The organism is Neorhizobium sp. DAR64862/K0K3 (genome assembly GCF_050500185.1).
GTDB lineage: Bacteria > Pseudomonadota > Alphaproteobacteria > Rhizobiales > Rhizobiaceae > Neorhizobium > Neorhizobium soli.
Map to the genome: position 1 here is coordinate 2,934,935 of NZ_CP191449.1, position 19,072 is coordinate 2,954,006.

Consider the following 19,072-nt stretch of genomic DNA (forward strand, 5'->3'; position numbering starts at 1 on the left):
ACTCGATTGCCGCGGTGCTATGATCCCATGATGGAAAACCAGAATTCGGACACGCTCCGCCCAGATGAAATCGAGCGCTATCGCCGCCATATCCTGCTGCCGGAGATCGGCGGTCAGGGCCAGCAGAAGCTCAAGAGCGCACGTGTGCTGGTGATCGGTGCGGGCGGTCTTGGGGCGCCCATTCTCGAATATCTCGCAGCGGCCGGCGTTGGCACGATCGGCATCGTCGACGACGACCGCGTTTCGCTCTCCAACCTGCAGCGACAGGTGATCCACGATACCGGCACGATCGGCGAGATGAAGACACGGAGTGCCCGAGAGGCGATCGCCCGGTTGAACCCGAATACGCGGGTGATGGATTTCGAGGAGCGCTTCTCCGCCGAATGGGCTCAGATGCATCTCTCCCGTTTCCGCCTGCTGATCGACGGCTCGGACAATTTCGACACGCGCTATGCAGCAGCGGACGCGGCGGAAGCGGCCCGCATCCCCTTGGTGACGGGTGCGGTCGGGCGCTTCGACGGATCGTTGACGGTGCTGAAACCTTACGAGGCCGGCGAGGACGGAGATCTCAACCCCACCTACCGCGACCTCTTCCCCGAGCAGCCGCCGGAAGGCCTCATCCCCGCCTGCGCGGAGACTGGCGTGGTTGGTGCGTTGACCGGCGTGATCGGGACGCTGATGGCGATGGAAGCGATCAAGTTGGTGACAGGGATTGGCGAACCGCTGGTTAGGCGCCTGTTGCTCTACGATGGACTTGCAACGCGGTTCGATGTGATCAAGTACAAGCGCCGTGCGAAACGGACGGCTACCGAATGACTGAGATCGTTCGCATCGACGAGAGTTTCACCGGCTGGGAAGACCTGCTGACGCTGATCATGTCATCCTTTGCCTATATGGACGGGGTGATCGATCCGCCCTCCTCTGCCCACCGGCTCACGCTTGTGTCGCTTGAGCAGAAGGCGCGCGACGAGATTGCGTTCGTCGCGGTGGAAGAGGGACAGCTTGCAGGTTGCGTGTTTCTGAAGCCTGAACCCGGATGTCTCTATGTGGGCAAGCTGGCGATATCGCCTGCGTTCCAGAGCCGAGGCATCGGCCGGCATCTGCTTTCCGTGGCGGAGGATATCGCGCGGCAAAGAGGCCTGCCTGCGCTCAGGCTGGAGACCCGCATCGAGCTTACCGGCAATCACACGACCTTCGCGAGGTGGGGCTTCGTGAAGACGGCCGAGAATGCCCATGCGGGCTATGCCAGAACGACATCGATCGAGATGCGGAAGCGGCTTTCGCAGACAACCTAGTTCCGGCCGGGCAGAACCCGGTTCGGTGGGCGATGGCCATCGAAATAAGTGCGGATATTGATGATCACCTTGTCGCCCATGTCGATGCGACCTTCGATCGTTGCCGAGCCCATATGCGGCAGCAGAACCACACGCCCTTCGCGCGCAAGCTTGACCAGCTTCGGATTGACGGCCGGTTCGTTCTGATAGACGTCGAGACCTGCGCCGGCAATTTTTCCGTCACGCAGAAGCTGCACCATCGCGACCTCATCGATAATATCGCCGCGGGCGGTGTTGACGATGATCGACCCAGGCTGCAGCAAGGCCAGCCGGCGGGCCGAGAGAAGGTGGAAGGTCGCCGGCGTCGACGGGCAGTTGATCGAGACGATATCGACGCGCGCAAGCATCTGATCGAGGCTGTCCCAATAGGTCGCCTCGAGCTCTTCCTCGGTGGCCGGGCTGACCGGTTTGCGATTGTGATAATGGATGGCGAGGCCGAAGGCCTTGGCCCGGCGCGCCACGGCACTGCCGATGCGGCCCATGCCGACGATGCCGATACGCTTGCCCCAGATCCGCCGGCCGAGCATCCAGGTCGGGCTCCAGCCTTCCCAGTCACCGGGCTTGTCGGTGAGGATCCGCGATCCTTCCGCCAGGCGACGGTTGACGGCAAGAATCAGCGCCAAGGTCATGTCGGCCGTGTCTTCGGTCAGGACGTTCGGCGTGTTGGTGACCGTGATCCCCTTCTTGGCGGCCGCATCCACATCGATATGATCGGTACCGTTGGAAAAACTGGCGATCAGCTTCAGCTGCGGGCCTGCTTCCGCGATCAGCCCTGCGTCGATCCTATCGGTAACCGTCGGTACCAGCACATCGGCGGTCTTCATCGCAGCGATAAGCTCTTCGCGCGAACGGGGACAATCGTCGATATTGAGCTCTGCGTCGAAAAGCTCGCGCATGCGCGTTTCAACGGCGTCCGGAAGTTTGCGAGTGATGTAAACCTGAGGTTTTTTCTTCGCTGTCATGGTTTCAAAGCCGCATTGCAATCAGCTGCCATTAGGACGTCCTTAACCAAGGTGCGCAATAGTCTGAGGCATCCAGGGCGTTTTCTTAACAGACCCGTCGGCGAAGACAAACAAAACCTCGCATGGACAGGAACGCTTGTGGAATTTCAGCCGGAATGAGATTCATGCGCAGAACATTCTTTACATCCTTCCTTGCAGCCTCGATCGGGCTCCTCACCTGCCTTTCCGGCGCCGACGGCGCACTTGCACAGGGCGTTGCCAAGGGCGCAAGCGGCCTGCCGCTTCCGCGTTTCGTCAGCCTGAAATCGAGAAAGGTGAACATCCGCATCGGTCCGAGCACGGATTATGCGGTGTCATGGATGTACATGAAGTCGGGAACCCCGATGGAAATCATCCAGGAATACGACAACTGGCGCCGTGTTCGCGATGCCGAGGGCACGGAGGGCTGGGTCAACCAGGCCCTGCTATCGGGCGAGCGCACTGCCGTTGCAGCGCCGTGGATGCGCGGCAAGGGCAAGGACATCTATGTCAACATGCGCAACGAGCCGCAGCAATCCGCCGGCCTCACCGCAAAGCTCGAGCCCGGCGTCATGATCAAGATCAGCGAATGCAATGGCGACTGGTGCCATGCGGAAGCAAACGGTGCCGAGGGCTGGATCGCCCAGGCGGAAATCTGGGGCGCTTACCCGGGAGAGGCCTTTAAATAAGGCCTCTTTCCTTCGCCGCCTGCGCGAGCGAGACCATCGGCCGCGGCCCGATCTGCTGAATGACGATGGCCGCGACCAGGCAGCCAAGCTTGCCGCAATCCTCAAGCGAACGATCTGCGGTATAGCCGTAGAGAAAGCCGGCGGCGAACAGATCGCCGGCACCGGTCGTATCGACGAGTTCCTCGATGGCATAGGCCGGGATCGCGATCCGCTCCTTGCCACGCACGAGAACCGCACCTTCCTCGCTCAGCGTGATAGCCGCCAGCTTGCAATCGTGAGCGATCTTGCCGAGGGCGAGCTCGAAATCGTCCGTCTCGTAGAGCGACAGAAGTTCCTGCTTGTTGGCAAAGACGATATCCACGGTGCCGGATTTCATCAGCTCCAGGAATTCCTCGCGGTAGCGACCGACGCAGAACGGATCCGACAGCGTCATCGAGACTTCACGACCATGCGCATGGGCGATGCGGGCTGCTTCGCGGATCGCATCCTTGGCGCGCGGCGGATCCCACAGGTAACCTTCGAAATACGTCACCTTCGATTCGGCAACCACATCTTCCTCGACATGTTCAGGACCGAGTTCGACGCAGGCGCCGAGATAGGTGTTCATCGAACGCTCGCCATCCGGCGTCACGAAAATCATCGAACGGGCGGTCGGTGGATGAACACCGTCAGGCTTTGTTTCGTAGTGGACACCCTGGGCACGGATATCATGCTGGAAAATGGTGCCGAGCTGATCGTTGGCGACCTTGCCGAAGTAGGCAGCCCTGCCGCCGAGACTGGCAACGCCGGCCGCTGTGTTGCCGGCGGAACCGCCTGAGGCTTCGACCGCAGGACCCATCTTCGAGTAGAGAAGTTCGGCGCGCTCGGCATTGATCAGGTTCATCGCACCCTTGATGATCGCGTTGTCGCCGAGGAATTGATCGTCGCAGCGCGCGAGGATGTCCACGATGGCATTGCCGATGGTTAGCACGTCGAATTTCGGCATCCGCCTCTGATCCTCTTTCGAATGAATGGATGAGAGAACGGGTATTCGCCTTTAGCCGTGATTGGAAGCAAAAAACGCTGTCGGCACTAAGGCTCCAAAAATCCGCAGCTGTCATTCTCCCGTCATGGTGAGCCGCTAGATAACGATCATCCGATTGCTGATGTCGACCACGGATGAACTGGCGACGAAGCGTTTGGACACCCCTGGCTGGACCGGGGAAGGAAGCGGGGATCAAGCCCCGCTTTTCTGTTTTCGGCTTTCGCCTGCAACGGGTTTGCGCCCGACGCATTTGTCGTTCAGCCAGATCTGCGCTAGACGCAGATAACAGTCTCCTCCGAAAGCCGCGTCCGTGTCGTCAGTCTTCGCCAATGTGCTGCCCGTCTTCATCCTGATCCTGATGGGCTGGCTCGCCGCCAAAACCGGGCTTTTGAAGGCCGAAACCGGTGACGCGCTGGGGGAATACGTCTTCAAGATCGCGGTTCCGATGCTGATCTTCCGGACGGTTGCGGACGCCCATTTTGGCGGCGTCTCTCCCTTCGGGCTGTGGAGCGCCTATTTCATTGCCGTTGCCGTCACATGGACGACCGGGCATCTGATGGCCACGCGGTTCTTCGCAAGGGATGCTAAGGTCGGCGTCATCGCGGGCATGTCGAGTGCGTTTGCCAACAACATCTTCATCGGCCTGCCGTTGATTGATCACATGGTCGGCAGGGAAGGGCTTCTTGCCGTCTCGATCCTGCTCGCCATCCATCTGCCGATCATGATGATCGCCGGCTCGATCCTGATGGAGGGGGCAACTGCGCGGGTCGACGGCACACAGAAGCGCACGCTTTCCGTGGTTCTGCGGCAGGTCGCCAGCAACCTGGTCCGCAATCCGCTCGTGATCGCGATCGCGATCGGGATACCGTTCAATCTTCTGGGCTTCTCGATCCCCACGTCCGTGCTGCCTGTCGTCAACCAGATCGCCGCCTCAGCCGGGCCGGTGGCGCTGATTTCAATCGGCATGGCGCTCACCCGTTATCCGATCCGTGGCGATATCAATCTCGCCACGGCCGTTGCAGTCCTGAAGCTTACCCTGATGCCGGCGATCGTGTTCGCCACAAGCCATGCGATCGGGCTGCCGCGGGACTGGGCGGCCGCTCTGGTTTTGACCTCGTCTGTTCCAACGGGCATCAATGCCTGGCTGATTGCCCAGCGGTTCAGGTCCGGACAAAGCCTTGCGGCCTCGACCATCAGCATCACGACAGCGTTCGGCCTTATCACCGTAAGCTTCTGGGGTTGGCTGCTGTCGTGATCGGAATGTCTGCCGCCGGGTGGGATCAGTTCGTCGGGGCGGGAGCGGGTGCAGCGCCGGGTTCAGGCAGTGGCGCAGGGCTATCAGACTGTTCGCGGATATAAGCAAGCAGGTTGCCGCGTTCCTTGTCGTTCTTCAATCCGGCAAAGCCCATCGCTGTCCCCTTCACGTAGGCCTTGGGCGCAACGAGGAAGTGGTTGAGGTGATCGAACGTCCAGGTCTCCGCACCGCCCTTGGAGAAATCCTTCATGGCAGCAGAGTAGGAAAAGCCCTCATGGCTGGCGATCGGACGGTTCACAACACCCCATAGATCGGGACCCACCTTGTTGGGGCCTCCCTTTTCAATGGAGTGACAGCTCTGACACTTCTTGAATACCGTTGCGCCGGCAGCGGCATCGGCACCCGCCATCAGCTGACCAACAGGGACAACTTCCGCGGCACCGCCACCGGCAGCCGCTTCGCCGCCGGCTGGCTCTTCCAGCGCGGCGATTGCAAATCCTTCCTTCTCAGGCGACGGCGAGTGGAAAATCCCCTCCGACGCGATCGATACGGACATCATCACGAAAACCGTGGCAAGCAATGCGCCTACCGACATGTTTACATAGGGATTCATCAGCAAATTCTCCTCACCGGCCCGCCGTCCCAAAGCAGGCACCTTGAATTTGTTTGGAAGCTATGTCTTTTGCAGAGGCCTTGCAACACGATACGCTCGTTCTGCTTGAGACTTTTTGCCACTGCACAGGCTGGATTGGAAGGTTTTACGATGACTTACACGGCTTTCGACCGGACGCTCGTCCTCATTCCAGCACGAATGGCGTCGACGCGCCTTCCCGGCAAGCCGCTCGCAGACATCGCCGGCCTTCCCATGATCGTGCAGGTCGCAAAGCGCGCCGAGGAGGCCAATGTCGGTCGCATCGTCGTTGCCGTGGACCATCAGGACATTTTCGATGTGGTGAAAGCTGCAGGCTTCGAGGTAGTCATGACCCGCGAAGACCACCAGTCGGGTTCCGATCGGATCTTCGAAGCGCTGACCAAGGCAGACCCCGATGGCAGGGTGGAATACGTCATCAACGTGCAGGGCGACCTGCCGACCGTGGAAGCCGACGTCGTGCGCGCCTCGCTCAAACCGCTGCTGGACAGCCCGCAGACGGATATTGCCACGCTGACCGTCGAAATCACCGAAGAGCACGAGAAGACCAATCCGAACGTGGTCAAGATCGTCGGTTCGCCGTTGTCAGACACGCGGCTGAAGGCGCTCTACTTTACCCGCGCCACAGCCCCTTACGGCAACGGCCCGCTCTACCACCACATCGGGCTTTACGCCTATCGCCGCACTGCGCTTGAGAAATTCGTGACGCTCGGCCCTTCGGTGCTCGAAAAGCGCGAATCGCTCGAGCAGTTGCGGGCACTCGAAGCGGGCATGCGCATCGATGCCGAAATCGTCGCATCGGTGCCGCTGGGCGTCGACACGCCGGCCGACCTTGAAAAGGCGCGTGCCATCCTTTCCTCCCGCGGTTTGTAACGGATCAGCCTCATGAATGCCTCGACCAACCGCATTTCCTTCCAGGGTGAATTCGGCGCCAATTCCGATATGGCGTCCAGGGACATGTTTCCGGACATGGAACCCCTGCCCTGCCCGACCTTCGAGGATGCGTTCCAGGCGCTGGAGAACGGTGATTCGGATCTCGCAATGATTCCGATCGAAAACACCATCGCCGGACGTGTGGCCGACATTCACTACCTGCTGCCGGAATCGCGTCTGCATATCGTCGGCGAATATTTCATGCCGATCCGGTTCCAGCTGATGGTGTTGCCGGGTGTGGAGCGCGAAGAAATCCGCACCGTCCACAGCCATATCCACGCGCTTGGCCAGTGCCGCAAGATCATCCGCGCCAATGGCTGGAAGGCCGTTGTTGCCGGCGACACGGCGGGTGCTGCGAAACTCGTTTCCGAAAAGGGCGACCGCTCGATGGCGGCCCTTGCGCCACGGCTTGCGGCCAGTCTCTACGGGCTCGACATCCTCGCCGAAAATGTCGAGGACACGGAAAACAACGTCACCCGTTTCGTGGTTTTGTCGCGCGACGAGAAGTGGGTGCAGCGCAACGAGGCGGACGACGTGATCGTCACCACCTTCGTGTTCAACGTGCGCAACATACCGGCTGCGCTTTACAAGGCGATGGGTGGATTTGCCACCAACGGCATCAACATGACGAAGCTCGAAAGCTATCAGCTGGGCGGCAAGTTCGTGGCGACGCAGTTCTATGCGGATATCGAGGGGCATCCCGACGATGCCCCCGTGCGCCGTGCGCTCGAGGAGCTGCGGTTCTTCTCCGAGAAAGTCCGCATTCTCGGAACCTATAAGGGCCATCCGATGCGCGGCGCGCTGCAGAAAGGCTGACGGTCGGAAGCGCTCCTTTCAGCGCTTCCAGTCGATCCAGTCGCGCATCAGCCGATAGGCAATCGCTCCCTTGGCGGGGCCGAACGGCTTGTCGTCCGGACCTGCATCCAGCATCGCCTGAACCTCGCCGCGCGAAAACCAGCGAACATCAGACATTTCGTGGACGTCGATGGTAATCTCCGTCGACGTCGCCTCGGCGAAACAGCCGATCATCAGCGAATGCGGCATCGGCCAGGGCTGCGATGCGTGATAGCGCACGCGTCCGACCTCGATCGCCGATTCCTCGACGGTTTCGCGTCTGACGGCCTGCTCGATCGTTTCGCCGGGTTCGACGAAGCCAGCCAGGCAGGAATACATACCCTCCTGGAAATGATGGCTGCGTCCCAAAAGGCAGCGGTCGTTTTCCTCATCGATCGTCATCATGATCACGACGGGGTCGGTGCGCGGAAACATCATGTGCTGACACTGTGTGCAGACGCGCTTGTAGCCGCCGATCTTCATCTCGGTGGGTGAGCCGCATTTGCCGCAGAAGATATTGGCGGCATTCCAGTTGAGCAGGGACACGGCCTGGGCGACCTCACCCTGAAGCTCGTCATCGAGCAGCCCTTCCCGGAAAAGAGCGCGCGCCTCGGTCGGCTTGTAATGGCTTGCGAGTTCTTCATCGGCGATCGTGACCGGGACAGCGACGCGCGGCTCGCCATTCTGGTGATGGCCGAGCAGCACGGCGCGGTCGAAATCCGGCTTCAGCTCCGCGAGCTCATAGGCGGCAAACAGCGGATCGAGGATCTGGCCGTCGTGCTTCAGAATGACCCGGCTGCCGGAAAAGGCGAGGATATGGGTGCCATCGACGGAAAGCGCCTTCTCGATGCAGTCGTCTTCCCGGTTTTCCGCTTGCCGGTCGAGCTTGTTGCCGGAAAACGCCGTGAGACTGCTTGGGTCGGGATGCGGTGTATCGGTATCGAATATGCTGCTCATCGGGAAAGCTTTTCCATCAGTCTGTTCATCAGGGCCTGCCTCTTTTCGCCATCATACGGTTCTGCGGATCCGTAGCCCCAGATCGGGCCCGGCCAGTTCGCATCGCCTTCGAAGCGGGCAATCACATGAACATGGAGCTGCCGGACGATGTTGCCAAGCGCACCGACATTAATCTTGGTCGCGCCCGTTATCTCTTTCAACGCTGCCGCAACCTGATTGACCTCGGCCGCCAGGTGCGCCTGATCCGCTTCTGAAAGCTCGAAGATCTCGGTCATGTCGGCCCGCTGCGGCACCATGACAAGCCACGGCCAGCGGCTGTCATTCTGGATCCGCAGCTGGCAGAGATCGAGGGTGGCGATGAGATCGGAGTCCCGCGCAATGCGCCCGTCCAGTTCGAACTCGCTCAAGCATTCCTCCTAATGTTTTTATCTGGTCGTAGTTTTTTACAGGCTTGGCTTGCATTTGGAAGCGTTATTGACGATATGAGCGGTGGGAGGTTGGTGGTGGACGAGCCACTCGCCAACCGGGTCAGGTCCGGAAGGAAGCAGCCCTAACGAGCCAGGCACGGGTCGCCGTGCCAGCCTCCCACCCTCTCATCTTGGTCAGCATCCGGCGCGCTCAGTCTCTGACGGCCGGAATGGCCCGTACAGGCTGGCAGGATTTTCATGAGCGACGACGGGCCGACATATTCCAGCAACCCGACTGCGCCGACGCCTTCCGGCAGTGGCTACCGGGTTCTCGCCCGCAAATACCGTCCCAAGGATTTTTCCGACCTGATGGTCGGCCAGGAGCCGATGGTGAGAACACTCACCAACGCCTTCGAGACCGGCCGCATCGCCCAGGCCTATATGCTGACCGGTGTGCGCGGTGTCGGCAAGACGACGACTGCCCGCATTCTGGCGCGTGCGCTCAATTACAAGACCGCCGAGATCGATCGCCCGACGATCGATCTGCGTATCCCCGGCGAACACTGCCAGGCGATCATGGAAGGTCGGCATGTCGATGTCATCGAGATGGACGCAGCCTCGCACACCGGCATCGACGATATCAGAGAGATCATCGAGCAGGTGCGCTATCGGCCTGTCTCGGCGCGCTACAAAGTCTACATCATCGACGAAGTGCACATGCTCTCCACGCAGGCCTTCAACGGCCTGCTGAAGACGCTGGAAGAGCCGCCGGAGCATGTGAAGTTCATCTTCGCGACGACGGAAATCCGCAAGGTGCCGATCACTGTCCTGTCGCGCTGCCAGCGGTTCGACCTCCGCCGGATCAGTGCTGCCGATCTCGTCGGCCTGTTCACGACCATCCTTGAAAAGGAAGGCATACCGGCCGAGACCGAGGCGTTGTCGATGATCGCGCGCGCGGCCGAAGGTTCGGCTCGCGACGGACTTTCCCTTCTCGACCAGGCGATTGCCCATGGCGCAGGCCATGTGGTGGCTGATACCGTCCGCGGCATGCTGGGTCTTGCCGACCGCGCCCGCATCGTCGATCTGTTCGAACAGATCGTGCAGGGCGACGTGACGGCTGCCCTTTCCGAATTCACCGCCCAATACGAGGCCGGCGCCAACCCTGTCGTGGTTCTGACCGACCTTGCAGACTTCACCCATCTCGTCACACGCTTCAAATATATCCCGGAAGCGGCGGACGATCCTTCGCTGAGCGAAGTGGAGCGTGTGCGCGGTCGCGAATTTTCCGAGACGATCGCCGTCAGCACCCTGTCGCGGATCTGGCAGATGCTGCTCAAGGGCATTCCGGAAGCGGAGAACTCTTCCCGCCCCGCCGGTGCCGCCGAAATGGTGCTGATCCGCCTCACTCATGCCGCCCACCTTCCCTCGCCGGAAGACGCGGCGCGGCGGCTTGCCGACCTTTCCGGTGGCGATGGCCAGCGCGGCGCGCCCAATGGGAACGGCGGCGGCAATGGCGCAGGCCAGACTTCGTCATCGCAGCCGCCGCTTAATGCCCGCGGGATCGATATGCAATCGCAGCGGATGCCGTCAGGCGGACCGACCGCGATGCTGAAAGCCGTGCCGAACGACAACCCGCGCGAGATGCCGGTCGGCCGTGTCGAGGAGAAGCCCGAGCCCAGCGTTGCGATGCGCTCGCTGGCCGACATCGTCGATCTCTGCTCCAAGAACCGTGACGCGAAGCTGAAGGCGCTCGTGCGCAATTTCGTGCGTCTGGTGAAGATCGAGCCGGGCCGGCTCGACATGCGCCTGACCGACGGCGGACCAACGACGCTGCCCGGCGAACTCGGCGTCAAGCTGAAGGAATGGACCGGCATCCACTGGATCGTCTCCCTCAGCAAGGAAGACGGTTCGCCGACACTGGTCGAGGCAGAGGGTACGGCGCGCGAGGCGCGGCTGACCGACGCCCGCTCCGACCCGGATGTCGCGGCGATCCTGTCGCAGTTTCCCGGCGCAAAGATCACCGACGTCCGGATCCGCGTGAGCGAGGACGAAATCGACGCAGACGAATTGCCGCCGCCAGCCGTGGTGGAAAGCGCCGAGGGCGATATCCTGCCGGGCGACGACATCGAACTTTAAAAATCAGGAAGAGGAGATCCCGATGCGCGACATCATGGGCATGATGGGCAAGGTCAAGGAAATGCAGGCCAAGATGGAGAAGATGCAGGCGGATATCGCCGCTCTCGAAGTCGAAGGCACGGCCGGTGGCGGCCTCGTGACGATCCGGATGAACGGCAAGGGCGACATGCTGGGTCTGAAGATCGATCCGTCCCTGTTCAAGGAAGACGAATCCGAGATCCTCGAAGACCTGATCATTGCAGCGCACAAGCTGGCCAAGGATCGGGCAGAAGAAATCACTGCCGAAAAGACCAAGGAACTGACCGCCGGCCTGCCGATCCCGCCCGGCATGAAGCTGCCGTTCTAAGACGAGACCGGCGTTCCGTAGAGGACCCGCCTTTTCGCTAGAATTTGGCGGGTTTTCCGGCTTCGATCGCCTCTCGCATATCGGCGTGGATGGGTGCGGATAAAAACCCCTGCCGGTCGTCATCTCCCAGACGCTTGCCGAATTTTGCGAGCATTTCCGGAATGGAAACCCTCGTTCCCTGATACGCGCTGAATTCGACGGCATCGCCCGCCGATGCGAAACCCGGCGTCAGCACCCGGCAGTAGATGCCGGGGCGAGCAGCCGTCCTGTAGGCTTTGACGAAAGTCGGGTCGCCCATCTTGGCGGCAAGCGTGGCACAGGGCGTGCGGGCCGATGTCGCCTGCAGAACGAGCTCGGCACCGATGCGGAAACAATCGCCGGCGGCCACGTCGCGGTTGTCGAGCCCTTCGATGACGAGGTTTTCGCCGAACGTGCCATCGGGAATATCGCGGCCGAGTTCCGACCGCCACCAGTCGAGCGTGAGACTGCCTTCGAGCAGGATCGCCTGCTCCGGGCCACCATGATATTTCGTGTTGCAGACGGCATCGCCGACCAGTCCTTCGATATCGACCATGACCGGATTTTTCATCGGCATCTTGTTGATGCCGGTCTTGTAGCTCTTGCCCGGAAGCTTTTCCGGATGACCAAGGCAGAGGCTAAGAAGTTTCATTCGGCTGGTCCTTCGTCGATTCCGTTTCCCCTGCATATGGGCTAAAGGAGAACCATGGCAAAGCGAGTCACCGGCCCCGAAATCGAAAAACTCATCCAGCTTCTGGCGAAAGTACCGGGTCTCGGCCCCCGTTCGGCCCGCCGGGCGGCATTGCATCTCATCAAGAAGAAGGACCAGTTGCTCGGTCCGCTGTCGAACGCGATGGGCGAAGCCTATGACAAGGTGAAGATCTGCTCGCGCTGCGGCAATGTGGATACGTCCGATCCCTGCACGGTCTGCACCGACATCCGACGCGACCAGTCGACGCTGATCGTCTGCGAAGATGTGTCGGATCTTTGGGCTCTGGAGCGCGCAGGGGCGATGAACGCGGCCTATCATGTGCTGGGCGGCACGCTGTCGCCGCTCGATGGCGTCGGACCCGATGATCTCAACATTCGCGGGTTGATCGACCGGGTGAGCGAAGGCGTGGTCAAGGAAATCATCATCGCCGTCAACGCCACGGTCGAGGGACAGACCACAGCACACTATATAACCGACCAGCTAGCCGGCATCGATGTCAAGATCACCCGGCTGGCGCATGGCGTTCCTGTCGGCGGCGAGCTCGACTATCTCGACGAAGGCACGCTGACGGCGGCACTTCGAGCACGAACGGCGATCTGAGGAGACATCATGCGCAAGACACTCATCGCCCTTGGCGCGATCCTCTGTCTGCTTCCCCTACCCGTCATGGCGCAGAACAAGCCGGATGTGGAAAAACAGTTCCAGCGATGGATCGCCAGCGATCTTGGGCCGGAAGCCCGCAAAGCAGGTATTTCCGAGCGGACGATGAAGACCGCCTTCAGCGGGATCTCGCTCAACTGGAGCCTGCCTGATCTGGTGCCGCCGGGATCAAAGCCGCCGAAAAGCCAGGATCAGAGCCAGGCGGAGTTCTCTTCCCCCGGCGCCTATTTTTCCGAAAAGCGGCTGCAGGGACTGGCGGCAACGGGCCGTGGCCTTGCATCGACACATGCCGCGACGCTGAAGCGGATCGAGGCCGCTTACGGCGTTCCCGGCGAGATCGTCGTCGCCATATGGGGTCGCGAATCCGGTTTCGGCAAGGCACGGCTTCCCTATTCGGCAATCGAGGTTCTGGCAACCAAGGCCTTCATGTCCACCCGCAAGCCGATGTTCCGCGAGGAGTTGATTGCGGCGCTGACGATGATCGAGCGCGGCGACGTGGATGCGGCGACGATGAAGGGTTCGTGGGCGGGCGCTCTCGGCCAGCCGCAATTCATGCCGACCAGCTACCTGAAATACGCCGTCGATTTCGACAAGGACGGGCATCCGGACATCTGGAATTCCGTGCCCGACTCGCTCGCGTCCATAGCCCACTATCTTCAGAAGGAAGGCTGGCAGCGCGGGCGTGACTGGGGTTTCGAGGTTTCCATTCCTGCCAAGGTTTCCTGCGCCCAGGAAGGCCCGGATCTGGCCAAGCCGATCTCCGCCTGGGCGGCGACCGGGATCACCCGCGTGTCGGGCAAGCCTTTTCCTTCCGCCGATCTCAAGGCATCCGGCATGATGCTGGTACCTGCCGGCCGCAACGGACCGGAATTCGTCGTCACGCCGAATTTCTACGTGCTCAAGGAATACAACAACTCCGACCTCTATGCGCTGTTCATCGGCAATCTCGCCGATCGCATTGCCCACGGCGCCGGCGCCTTCGAGGGCGCATGGGGTGACGTCGGCAAGATGCTTCGCTCCGACGTGCTCGCCATGCAAAAGGCGTTGGTGGCCAAGGGTTACGACGTCGGAAACGTCGATGGTCTGCCGGGCTTCAAGACCCGCCGGGCGCTTGGCGACTGGCAGGCAAAGAATGGTCTGACGCCGACCTGTTATCCGGATGCATCGCTGAAGACCCGGCTCAGGTAACAATCGCCGGCCTTTCGCCTTAGTGGTGAAAGTCGATATGGGGCTTGTGCATGATGTCGGTGGAGGGCGGGATCGTCTGCCGCTCGATCATGCGATGGACCTTCGGGTCTTCTTCACCCTGATGCAGCTTGCGGATCGCATCCCAGATTTCCGCATCCATCTGCATGCGCCGCTGGTTGTGGCGGACGTAATCTGCCCAGGTGGCGGTATGATAGGTCTCCGTCCAGACGTCCGGATGCTCGAGATCGCGCATCAAGGCCCACTGCCGTGCACCGTCACGTATCCGCACCCGTCGGCGGCGTGCCATCAGGGTCAGGAATTCGGGGATGTCGGCCTCGCCGATCAGGTAGTCGATCTGGAGTACGATCGGGCCGCTGCGCGGCTGCAGCGCGAGGCTGAGAAGCGGCGCGTTGAAGCGGTTGAGCGGATCGAGATTGACATCGCCGAACTGCGGCAGCGGCATGCGCCAGCCGACGAGAGCGCCGACAAGCATGGCGAGGCTTGCGATGGAGAGTGCAACCGAAGCACCAAAGTTTTCGGACAGAAGACCCCACATCCAGCTGCCTCCAGCAATGCCGCCAAAGGTTGCCGTCTGATAGAAGGACAAGGCACGGCCGACGACCCAGCGCGGGGTGGAAAGCTGCACGGTTGTATTGAACAGCGATAGCGCGAGAACCCAGCAGGCGCCGGGGAACAGGAGGGCGATCACCGTCACCGTCGTATTCGTGCTTGCGCCGATGACGGCGGAGCTTGCGGCAAAGCCCACGAACGCGAACCGGACGATCCACTCGCTCGAAAACTTTTCCCTAAGCCTGGCATTGGCGATGGCACCGGCGACGGCGCCGATGCCAAAAGCGCCGAGCATGATGCCGTAGGTGAACGGGCCACCGGACACGAGATCGCGGGCAACGATCGGCAGAAGGGCCAGAATAGCGCTTGCGGTCAGACCGAACAGCAGGCCGCGCAGCAGCACATTAAGAATGTTCGGCGACATCGCGACGTAGCCAAGGCCGGCAGACAGCGCCCGCAGCAAAGTTTCACGCGGAAGCGAATCGTCGGCACGCTGCGGTTTCCAGCGAAACAGCGCATAGATGATCGCGAAATAGCTCATCGCGTTGACCGCGAAGGCGGCGGCAGCCCCTGCTGCTGCGACGATCGCGCCGCCGATCGCCGGGCCGACGCTGCGGGTGATGTTGAAGCCGACGCTGTTCAACGTCACTGCGGTCGGCAGGATTTCGCGTGGTACGATATCGCCGACCGAGGCCTGCCAGGACGGGTTATTGAGCGCCGTGCCGCAGCCAATCAGGAAGGTGAACATCAAAAGAAGCCAGGGCGTCAGCAGGCCGAGATAGGCAAACACCGTCAGTGCAATCGACACGGTCATCATGAAGACCTGCGCCGTCAGCATTAGGCTTCGGCGATTGTAATTGTCGGCCAATGCGCCGGCGACCAGCGAAAACAGCATGATCGGTAACGCGTTGGACGCCTGCACCAGCGCCACCATATCTTGCGAACTGGCGATCGCCGTCATCATCCAGGCGGCACCGACGGCCTGGATCAACCCACCGAAATTCGACGCGATGCTGGCAATCCAGATCATTCGGAACGTCGGCAGCCGAAACGGCGCCAGCGTCGAAATCCGATCGGGCAAGTCTCTTCCTCCCATCATGGCACTGTCACCAAAGGGTTATAGACCTGAAGACCACAAATTCCACCCGCGTCATGTCCTAGAATGCCCGATGATGGAGATCTGCTGTCACCAACCCATCACGGACCGGAGCGAATGCGACGAGTCTTGCGGCGGTCTTGCAATCGCCGGTGTGAAAGCGTATATGCAGGCCATATTCTTGATCGTCCGATGAAGAGTGGGCCCTCCCGGACCCGCTCTTTTTTGTTAGGCGATCGCTTTTCTCCCCCTCGTCCGGAAACCGGACAGGGAGCACGAATTCGGAGGGCGCATGCCACAAACCGACAGCGAACCGCGCCTGATCGTCGAGACCGGGCTTGAACTCAGAGTGGCCGAGATCATCGAGCCCGTTCTGACATCCATGGACTTCCGCCTCGTGCGCGTCCGGATGCTCAATCAGAATGGCGCGACGCTGCAGATCATGGCCGAACGCAACGATGGCACGATGGATGTCGAGGGCTGTGAAGCCGTCTCGATGGCGATCTCGCCCGTTCTCGATGTGGAAGATCCGATCGATCGCGAGTATCATCTCGAAGTGTCGTCGCCCGGCATCGATCGCCCGATGGTGCGCAAATCCGATTTCGAGCGCTGGAACGGCCATATCGTGAAATGCGAGACGTCGATCCTGGTCGACAATCGCAAGCGTTTTCGCGGCAAGATCACCGACGTCACGTCCGAGGGCTTCACGATCGACCGCGATCAGGTCGCCGATGGCGAGACACAGCATTTGCTCATTCCGTTTACGGCGCTGTCCGAAGGAAAGCTTGTCCTCACCGACGAACTGATCCGCGACGCGTTGCGGGCTGACAAGGCGGCCAAGCAGCAGGCCGCCAATCAGAACGACGAAACCGACGAAGACACTGACGAAGAATAACCGACAGCACGCCTTCCTTTGAGAAGGTCGCACATAGCTCGACTTACGGAGACCAACGACAATGGCAGTGAGCGCAAACCGGCTTGAACTTCTGCAGATCGCAGATGCAGTAGCCCGCGAAAAGGTCATCGACCGCGAAATCGTGCTGGCTGCGATGGCCGACGCCATCCAGAAGGCCGCCCGCTCGCGCTATGGTTCGGAAACCAACATCCGTGCCGACATCAATTCCAAGACCGGCGAGATCCGCCTCCAGCGCCTGCTGGAAGTGGTCGACGTCGCCGAGGATTACGGCACGCAGATCCCGCTGACGCTGGCACTCGATCGCAACGTTGACGCCAAGATCGGCGACTTCATCGCCGATCCGCTGCCGCCGATGGATTTCGGTCGTATCGCTGCCCAGTCTGCCAAGCAGGTTATCGTCCAGAAGGTGCGCGAAGCGGAACGTGACCGTCAGTTCGACGAGTTCAAGGACCGCGTCGGCGAAATCGTCAATGGCACCGTCAAGCGCGTCGAATATGGCAACGTCATCGTCGACCTCGGTCGTGGCGAAGGCATCATTCGCCGTGACGAGATGATCCCGCGCGAAAACATGCGCTACGGTGACCGCGTTCGAGCCTATGTCTACGACGTGCGCCGCGAACAGCGTGGCCCGCAGATTTTCCTGTCGCGTACCCATCCGCAGTTCATGGTGAAGCTGTTCACCATGGAAGTGCCTGAAATCTACGACGGCATCATCCAGATCAAGTCGGTTGCCCGCGATCCCGGCTCGCGCGCCAAGATCGCTGTCGTTTCCAATGACTCGTCGATCGATCCGGTCGGTGCCTGCGTCGGTATGCGCGGTTCGCGCGTTCAGGCCGTCGTCGGCGAACTGCAGGGCGAAAAGATCGACATCATTCCGTGGAGCCAGGATCCGGCATCGTTCATCGTCAACGCGCTGCAGCCGGCAGAAGTCTCCAAGGTTGTTCTCGACGAAGACAGCGAGCGGATCGAAGTCGTGGTTCCGGACGAGCAGCTGTCGCTGGCGATCGGTCGTCGTGGCCAGAACGTCCGCCTTGCATCGCAGCTGACCGGCTGGGATATCGACATCATGACGGAAGCCGAGGAATCGGAGCGCCGCCAGAAGGAATTCAACGAGCGCACCAACCTGTTTATGGACGCGCTCGATGTCGACGAGATGGTTGGCCAGGTGCTGGCGTCCGAAGGCTTTGCCGCCGTTGAAGAGCTTGCCTATGTCGAGCTCGACGAAATCTCCTCGATCGACGGTTTTGACGAAGATACCGCGACCGAGATCCAGACCCGTGCCCGCGAATATCTCGAGCGGATCGAGTCTGAAAACGATGCAAAGCGCGTCGCACTCGGTGTTGCCGACGAACTGAAGCAGATCGACGGCCTGACCGGTCAGATGCTGGTCGCGCTTGGCGAAGACGGCATCAAGACGATCGAGGATTTTGCCGGCTGCGCGGCTGACGACCTTGTCGGCTGGAGCGAGCGCAAGGACGGCGAGACCAAGAAGTTCGAAGGTCTGTTTTCGAAGTTCGAGGTTTCCCGCACCGAAGCTGAAAACATGGTCGTGCAGGCCCGCCTGCTGGCTGGCTGGATCACCGAAGCGGATCTTGCCACTGAAGAAGCACCAGAGGCCGAAGACGCCGAGGAGGCGCCTGCCGCCGAGCGGGAATGATCCCCATTGGCAATGAACCAGACGACGATGCAGACGACGAGCTTATCGTGAATGACCGTACCTGCATCGTCACCCGTGAAGCCGGATCACCGGAAACGCTGATCCGCTTCGTGGCCGGGCCTGATGGCCAGGTTGTTCCCGATCTCAAGCGTCGCCTTCCGGGGCGGGGCTGCTGGGTAAAGGCCGAACGGGCGTTGATCGACCGGGCGGTCCAGAAGAAATCCTTCGCCCGCGCGTTGAAGACCGACGCAAAGGCGGATGCCGATCTGGGCGCGACGGTTGACAGACTGCTCGCGGCCGATCTGATCGGCATGATGAACATGGCTCGCAAGGCGAGCCAGTTTATCTCGGGCGCGACGAAGGTCGATGCCGCAGTTCGCTCCGGCGGCGCGATTGCCGTCTTTCATGCCTCAGACGCTGCGGCAGACGGTATCCGGAAGATCGATCAGGCCCGCAAGGCCTTCAAATTCGGCTCGAATGCCGAGGAAGAAATTCCATCCTTTTTGCTCTTCACGGGGGCCGAACTGGACGAAGTGATGGGCCAGAATGCTTTTATCCATGCCTGCGCGCTTGCGGGACAGGCGGGTGAAGGTGTAGTGAAACGCGCAAACCTACTTGAACAGTACCGCAAGGGCGGTCTGTCCCAGACAAAAGGTGTCGCTGACATGCCGAAACAATGACGCGGTTACCGGTTTTTGCCGGACGCACATC

General features: G+C 60.9%; 20 protein-coding genes and 1 other RNA gene. 14 read left to right on the forward strand and 7 right to left on the reverse strand.

Going from position 1 to position 19,072, the window contains the following annotated elements; translation table 11 throughout:
• Window positions 1-27 precede the first annotated feature (27 nt).
• Both moeB and ACQY1L_RS14285 read left to right on the forward strand, forming a co-directional pair.
• On the forward strand, window positions 28-816 hold the full coding sequence (gene moeB, locus ACQY1L_RS14280) for a molybdopterin-synthase adenylyltransferase MoeB (RefSeq protein ID WP_156461793.1): 789 nt from the start codon (window positions 28-30) through the stop codon (window positions 814-816).
• Window positions 813-1,295: a GNAT family N-acetyltransferase gene (locus ACQY1L_RS14285; protein WP_062454185.1), complete on the forward strand. Its 483-nt coding sequence runs from the start codon at window positions 813-815 to the stop codon at window positions 1,293-1,295. Before moeB ends, ACQY1L_RS14285 begins: the two co-directional genes overlap by 4 nt.
• Here the strand turns inward: ACQY1L_RS14285 and ACQY1L_RS14290 are convergent.
• Complete coding sequence (locus ACQY1L_RS14290; protein ID WP_062454186.1) at window positions 1,292-2,296, reverse strand: 2-hydroxyacid dehydrogenase; 1,005 nt, start codon at window positions 2,294-2,296, stop codon at window positions 1,292-1,294. The two genes, ACQY1L_RS14285 and ACQY1L_RS14290, sit on opposite strands and share 4 nt — an antisense overlap.
• Before the next feature lie 164 nt (window positions 2,297-2,460).
• Between ACQY1L_RS14290 and ACQY1L_RS14295 the strand changes: the two genes are divergently transcribed.
• Entirely contained in the window at window positions 2,461-3,003 is a 543-nt protein-coding gene (locus tag ACQY1L_RS14295) for an SH3 domain-containing protein (RefSeq protein WP_062454187.1), read from the forward strand.
• On the opposite strand, the gene ACQY1L_RS14300 is transcribed toward ACQY1L_RS14295, so the two are convergent.
• Window positions 2,996-3,988 carry an adenosine kinase gene (locus ACQY1L_RS14300; RefSeq protein WP_062578597.1) on the reverse strand — a complete coding sequence of 331 codons (993 nt, stop codon included), beginning with the start codon at window positions 3,986-3,988 and terminating at the stop codon, window positions 2,996-2,998. The two genes, ACQY1L_RS14295 and ACQY1L_RS14300, sit on opposite strands and share 8 nt — an antisense overlap.
• 349 nt (window positions 3,989-4,337) lie before the next feature.
• On the opposite strand from ACQY1L_RS14300, the gene ACQY1L_RS14305 reads away from it, so the two are divergent.
• The gene (locus tag ACQY1L_RS14305; RefSeq protein WP_113109293.1) at window positions 4,338-5,282 is read left to right on the forward strand and encodes an AEC family transporter; all 945 of its coding nucleotides are present in this window, start codon (window positions 4,338-4,340) and stop codon (window positions 5,280-5,282) included.
• Window positions 5,283-5,307: 25 nt separating this feature from the next.
• On the opposite strand, the gene ACQY1L_RS14310 is transcribed toward ACQY1L_RS14305, so the two are convergent.
• Window positions 5,308-5,895, reverse strand: a complete 588-nt coding sequence (locus ACQY1L_RS14310) for a c-type cytochrome (RefSeq protein ID WP_062454190.1) — start codon at window positions 5,893-5,895, stop codon at window positions 5,308-5,310.
• A gap of 150 nt (window positions 5,896-6,045) precedes the next feature.
• Here ACQY1L_RS14310 and ACQY1L_RS14315 point away from each other — a divergent pair, with 150 nt between their 5' ends.
• Together ACQY1L_RS14315 and ACQY1L_RS14320 are read left to right on the forward strand one after the other, a co-directional pair.
• The gene (locus tag ACQY1L_RS14315) at window positions 6,046-6,804 is read left to right on the forward strand and encodes a 3-deoxy-manno-octulosonate cytidylyltransferase (protein ID WP_092663973.1); all 759 of its coding nucleotides are present in this window, start codon (window positions 6,046-6,048) and stop codon (window positions 6,802-6,804) included.
• A gap of 12 nt (window positions 6,805-6,816) precedes the next feature.
• Entirely contained in the window at window positions 6,817-7,680 is an 864-nt protein-coding gene (locus ACQY1L_RS14320; protein WP_062454192.1) for a prephenate dehydratase, read from the forward strand.
• 18 nt (window positions 7,681-7,698) lie between these two features.
• Here ACQY1L_RS14320 and nudC read toward each other — a convergent pair whose 3' ends face one another.
• Window positions 7,699-8,655: an NAD(+) diphosphatase gene (nudC, locus tag ACQY1L_RS14325; protein ID WP_113109292.1), complete on the reverse strand. Its 957-nt coding sequence runs from the start codon at window positions 8,653-8,655 to the stop codon at window positions 7,699-7,701.
• Window positions 8,652-9,062 carry an HIT family protein gene (locus ACQY1L_RS14330; RefSeq protein ID WP_062578590.1) on the reverse strand — a complete coding sequence of 137 codons (411 nt, stop codon included), beginning with the start codon at window positions 9,060-9,062 and terminating at the stop codon, window positions 8,652-8,654. The genes nudC and ACQY1L_RS14330 overlap by 4 nt, the downstream gene beginning before the upstream one ends.
• Window positions 9,063-9,147: 85 nt before the next feature.
• Between ACQY1L_RS14330 and ffs the strand changes: the two genes are divergently transcribed.
• The 3 genes from ffs (at window position 9,148) to ACQY1L_RS14345 (ending at window position 11,544) form a co-directional block, all read left to right on the forward strand.
• An RNA gene (gene ffs / locus ACQY1L_RS14335) (signal recognition particle sRNA small type) lies at window positions 9,148-9,244 on the forward strand.
• 76 nt (window positions 9,245-9,320) lie between these two features.
• Window positions 9,321-11,198 carry a DNA polymerase III subunit gamma/tau gene (locus tag ACQY1L_RS14340; RefSeq protein WP_430241375.1) on the forward strand — a complete coding sequence of 626 codons (1,878 nt, stop codon included), beginning with the start codon at window positions 9,321-9,323 and terminating at the stop codon, window positions 11,196-11,198.
• Between the two features lie 22 nt (window positions 11,199-11,220).
• A complete protein-coding gene (locus ACQY1L_RS14345) occupies window positions 11,221-11,544 on the forward strand; it encodes a YbaB/EbfC family nucleoid-associated protein (RefSeq protein WP_062454196.1) in 324 nt (107 codons plus the stop codon).
• Between the two features lie 37 nt (window positions 11,545-11,581).
• Here ACQY1L_RS14345 and ACQY1L_RS14350 read toward each other — a convergent pair whose 3' ends face one another.
• Window positions 11,582-12,214 carry an MOSC domain-containing protein gene (locus ACQY1L_RS14350; RefSeq protein WP_430241377.1) on the reverse strand — a complete coding sequence of 211 codons (633 nt, stop codon included), beginning with the start codon at window positions 12,212-12,214 and terminating at the stop codon, window positions 11,582-11,584.
• A gap of 54 nt (window positions 12,215-12,268) precedes the next feature.
• Here ACQY1L_RS14350 and recR point away from each other — a divergent pair, with 54 nt between their 5' ends.
• Window positions 12,269-12,874, forward strand: a complete 606-nt coding sequence (recR, locus tag ACQY1L_RS14355; RefSeq protein WP_174195406.1) for a recombination mediator RecR — start codon at window positions 12,269-12,271, stop codon at window positions 12,872-12,874.
• 66 nt (window positions 12,875-12,940) lie between these two features.
• Window positions 12,941-14,122: a lytic murein transglycosylase gene (locus tag ACQY1L_RS14360; protein ID WP_430243978.1), complete on the forward strand. Its 1,182-nt coding sequence runs from the start codon at window positions 12,941-12,943 to the stop codon at window positions 14,120-14,122.
• 19 nt (window positions 14,123-14,141) lie between these two features.
• Here the strand turns inward: ACQY1L_RS14360 and ACQY1L_RS14365 are convergent, their stop codons facing one another.
• Window positions 14,142-15,791 carry an MFS transporter gene (locus ACQY1L_RS14365; RefSeq protein ID WP_430241379.1) on the reverse strand — a complete coding sequence of 550 codons (1,650 nt, stop codon included), beginning with the start codon at window positions 15,789-15,791 and terminating at the stop codon, window positions 14,142-14,144.
• 289 nt (window positions 15,792-16,080) lie between these two features.
• Here ACQY1L_RS14365 and rimP point away from each other — a divergent pair, with 289 nt between their 5' ends.
• The 3 genes from rimP (at window position 16,081) to ACQY1L_RS14380 (ending at window position 19,041) form a co-directional block, all read left to right on the forward strand.
• Window positions 16,081-16,683, forward strand: a complete 603-nt coding sequence (gene rimP, locus ACQY1L_RS14370) for a ribosome maturation factor RimP (RefSeq protein WP_062454201.1) — start codon at window positions 16,081-16,083, stop codon at window positions 16,681-16,683.
• Between the two features lie 61 nt (window positions 16,684-16,744).
• Complete coding sequence (gene nusA, locus ACQY1L_RS14375; protein ID WP_113109286.1) at window positions 16,745-18,361, forward strand: transcription termination factor NusA; 1,617 nt, start codon at window positions 16,745-16,747, stop codon at window positions 18,359-18,361.
• A complete protein-coding gene (locus tag ACQY1L_RS14380) occupies window positions 18,358-19,041 on the forward strand; it encodes an RNA-binding protein (RefSeq protein WP_062578573.1) in 684 nt (227 codons plus the stop codon). The genes nusA and ACQY1L_RS14380 overlap by 4 nt, the downstream gene beginning before the upstream one ends.
• The last annotated feature ends 31 nt before the right edge of the window (window positions 19,042-19,072 follow it).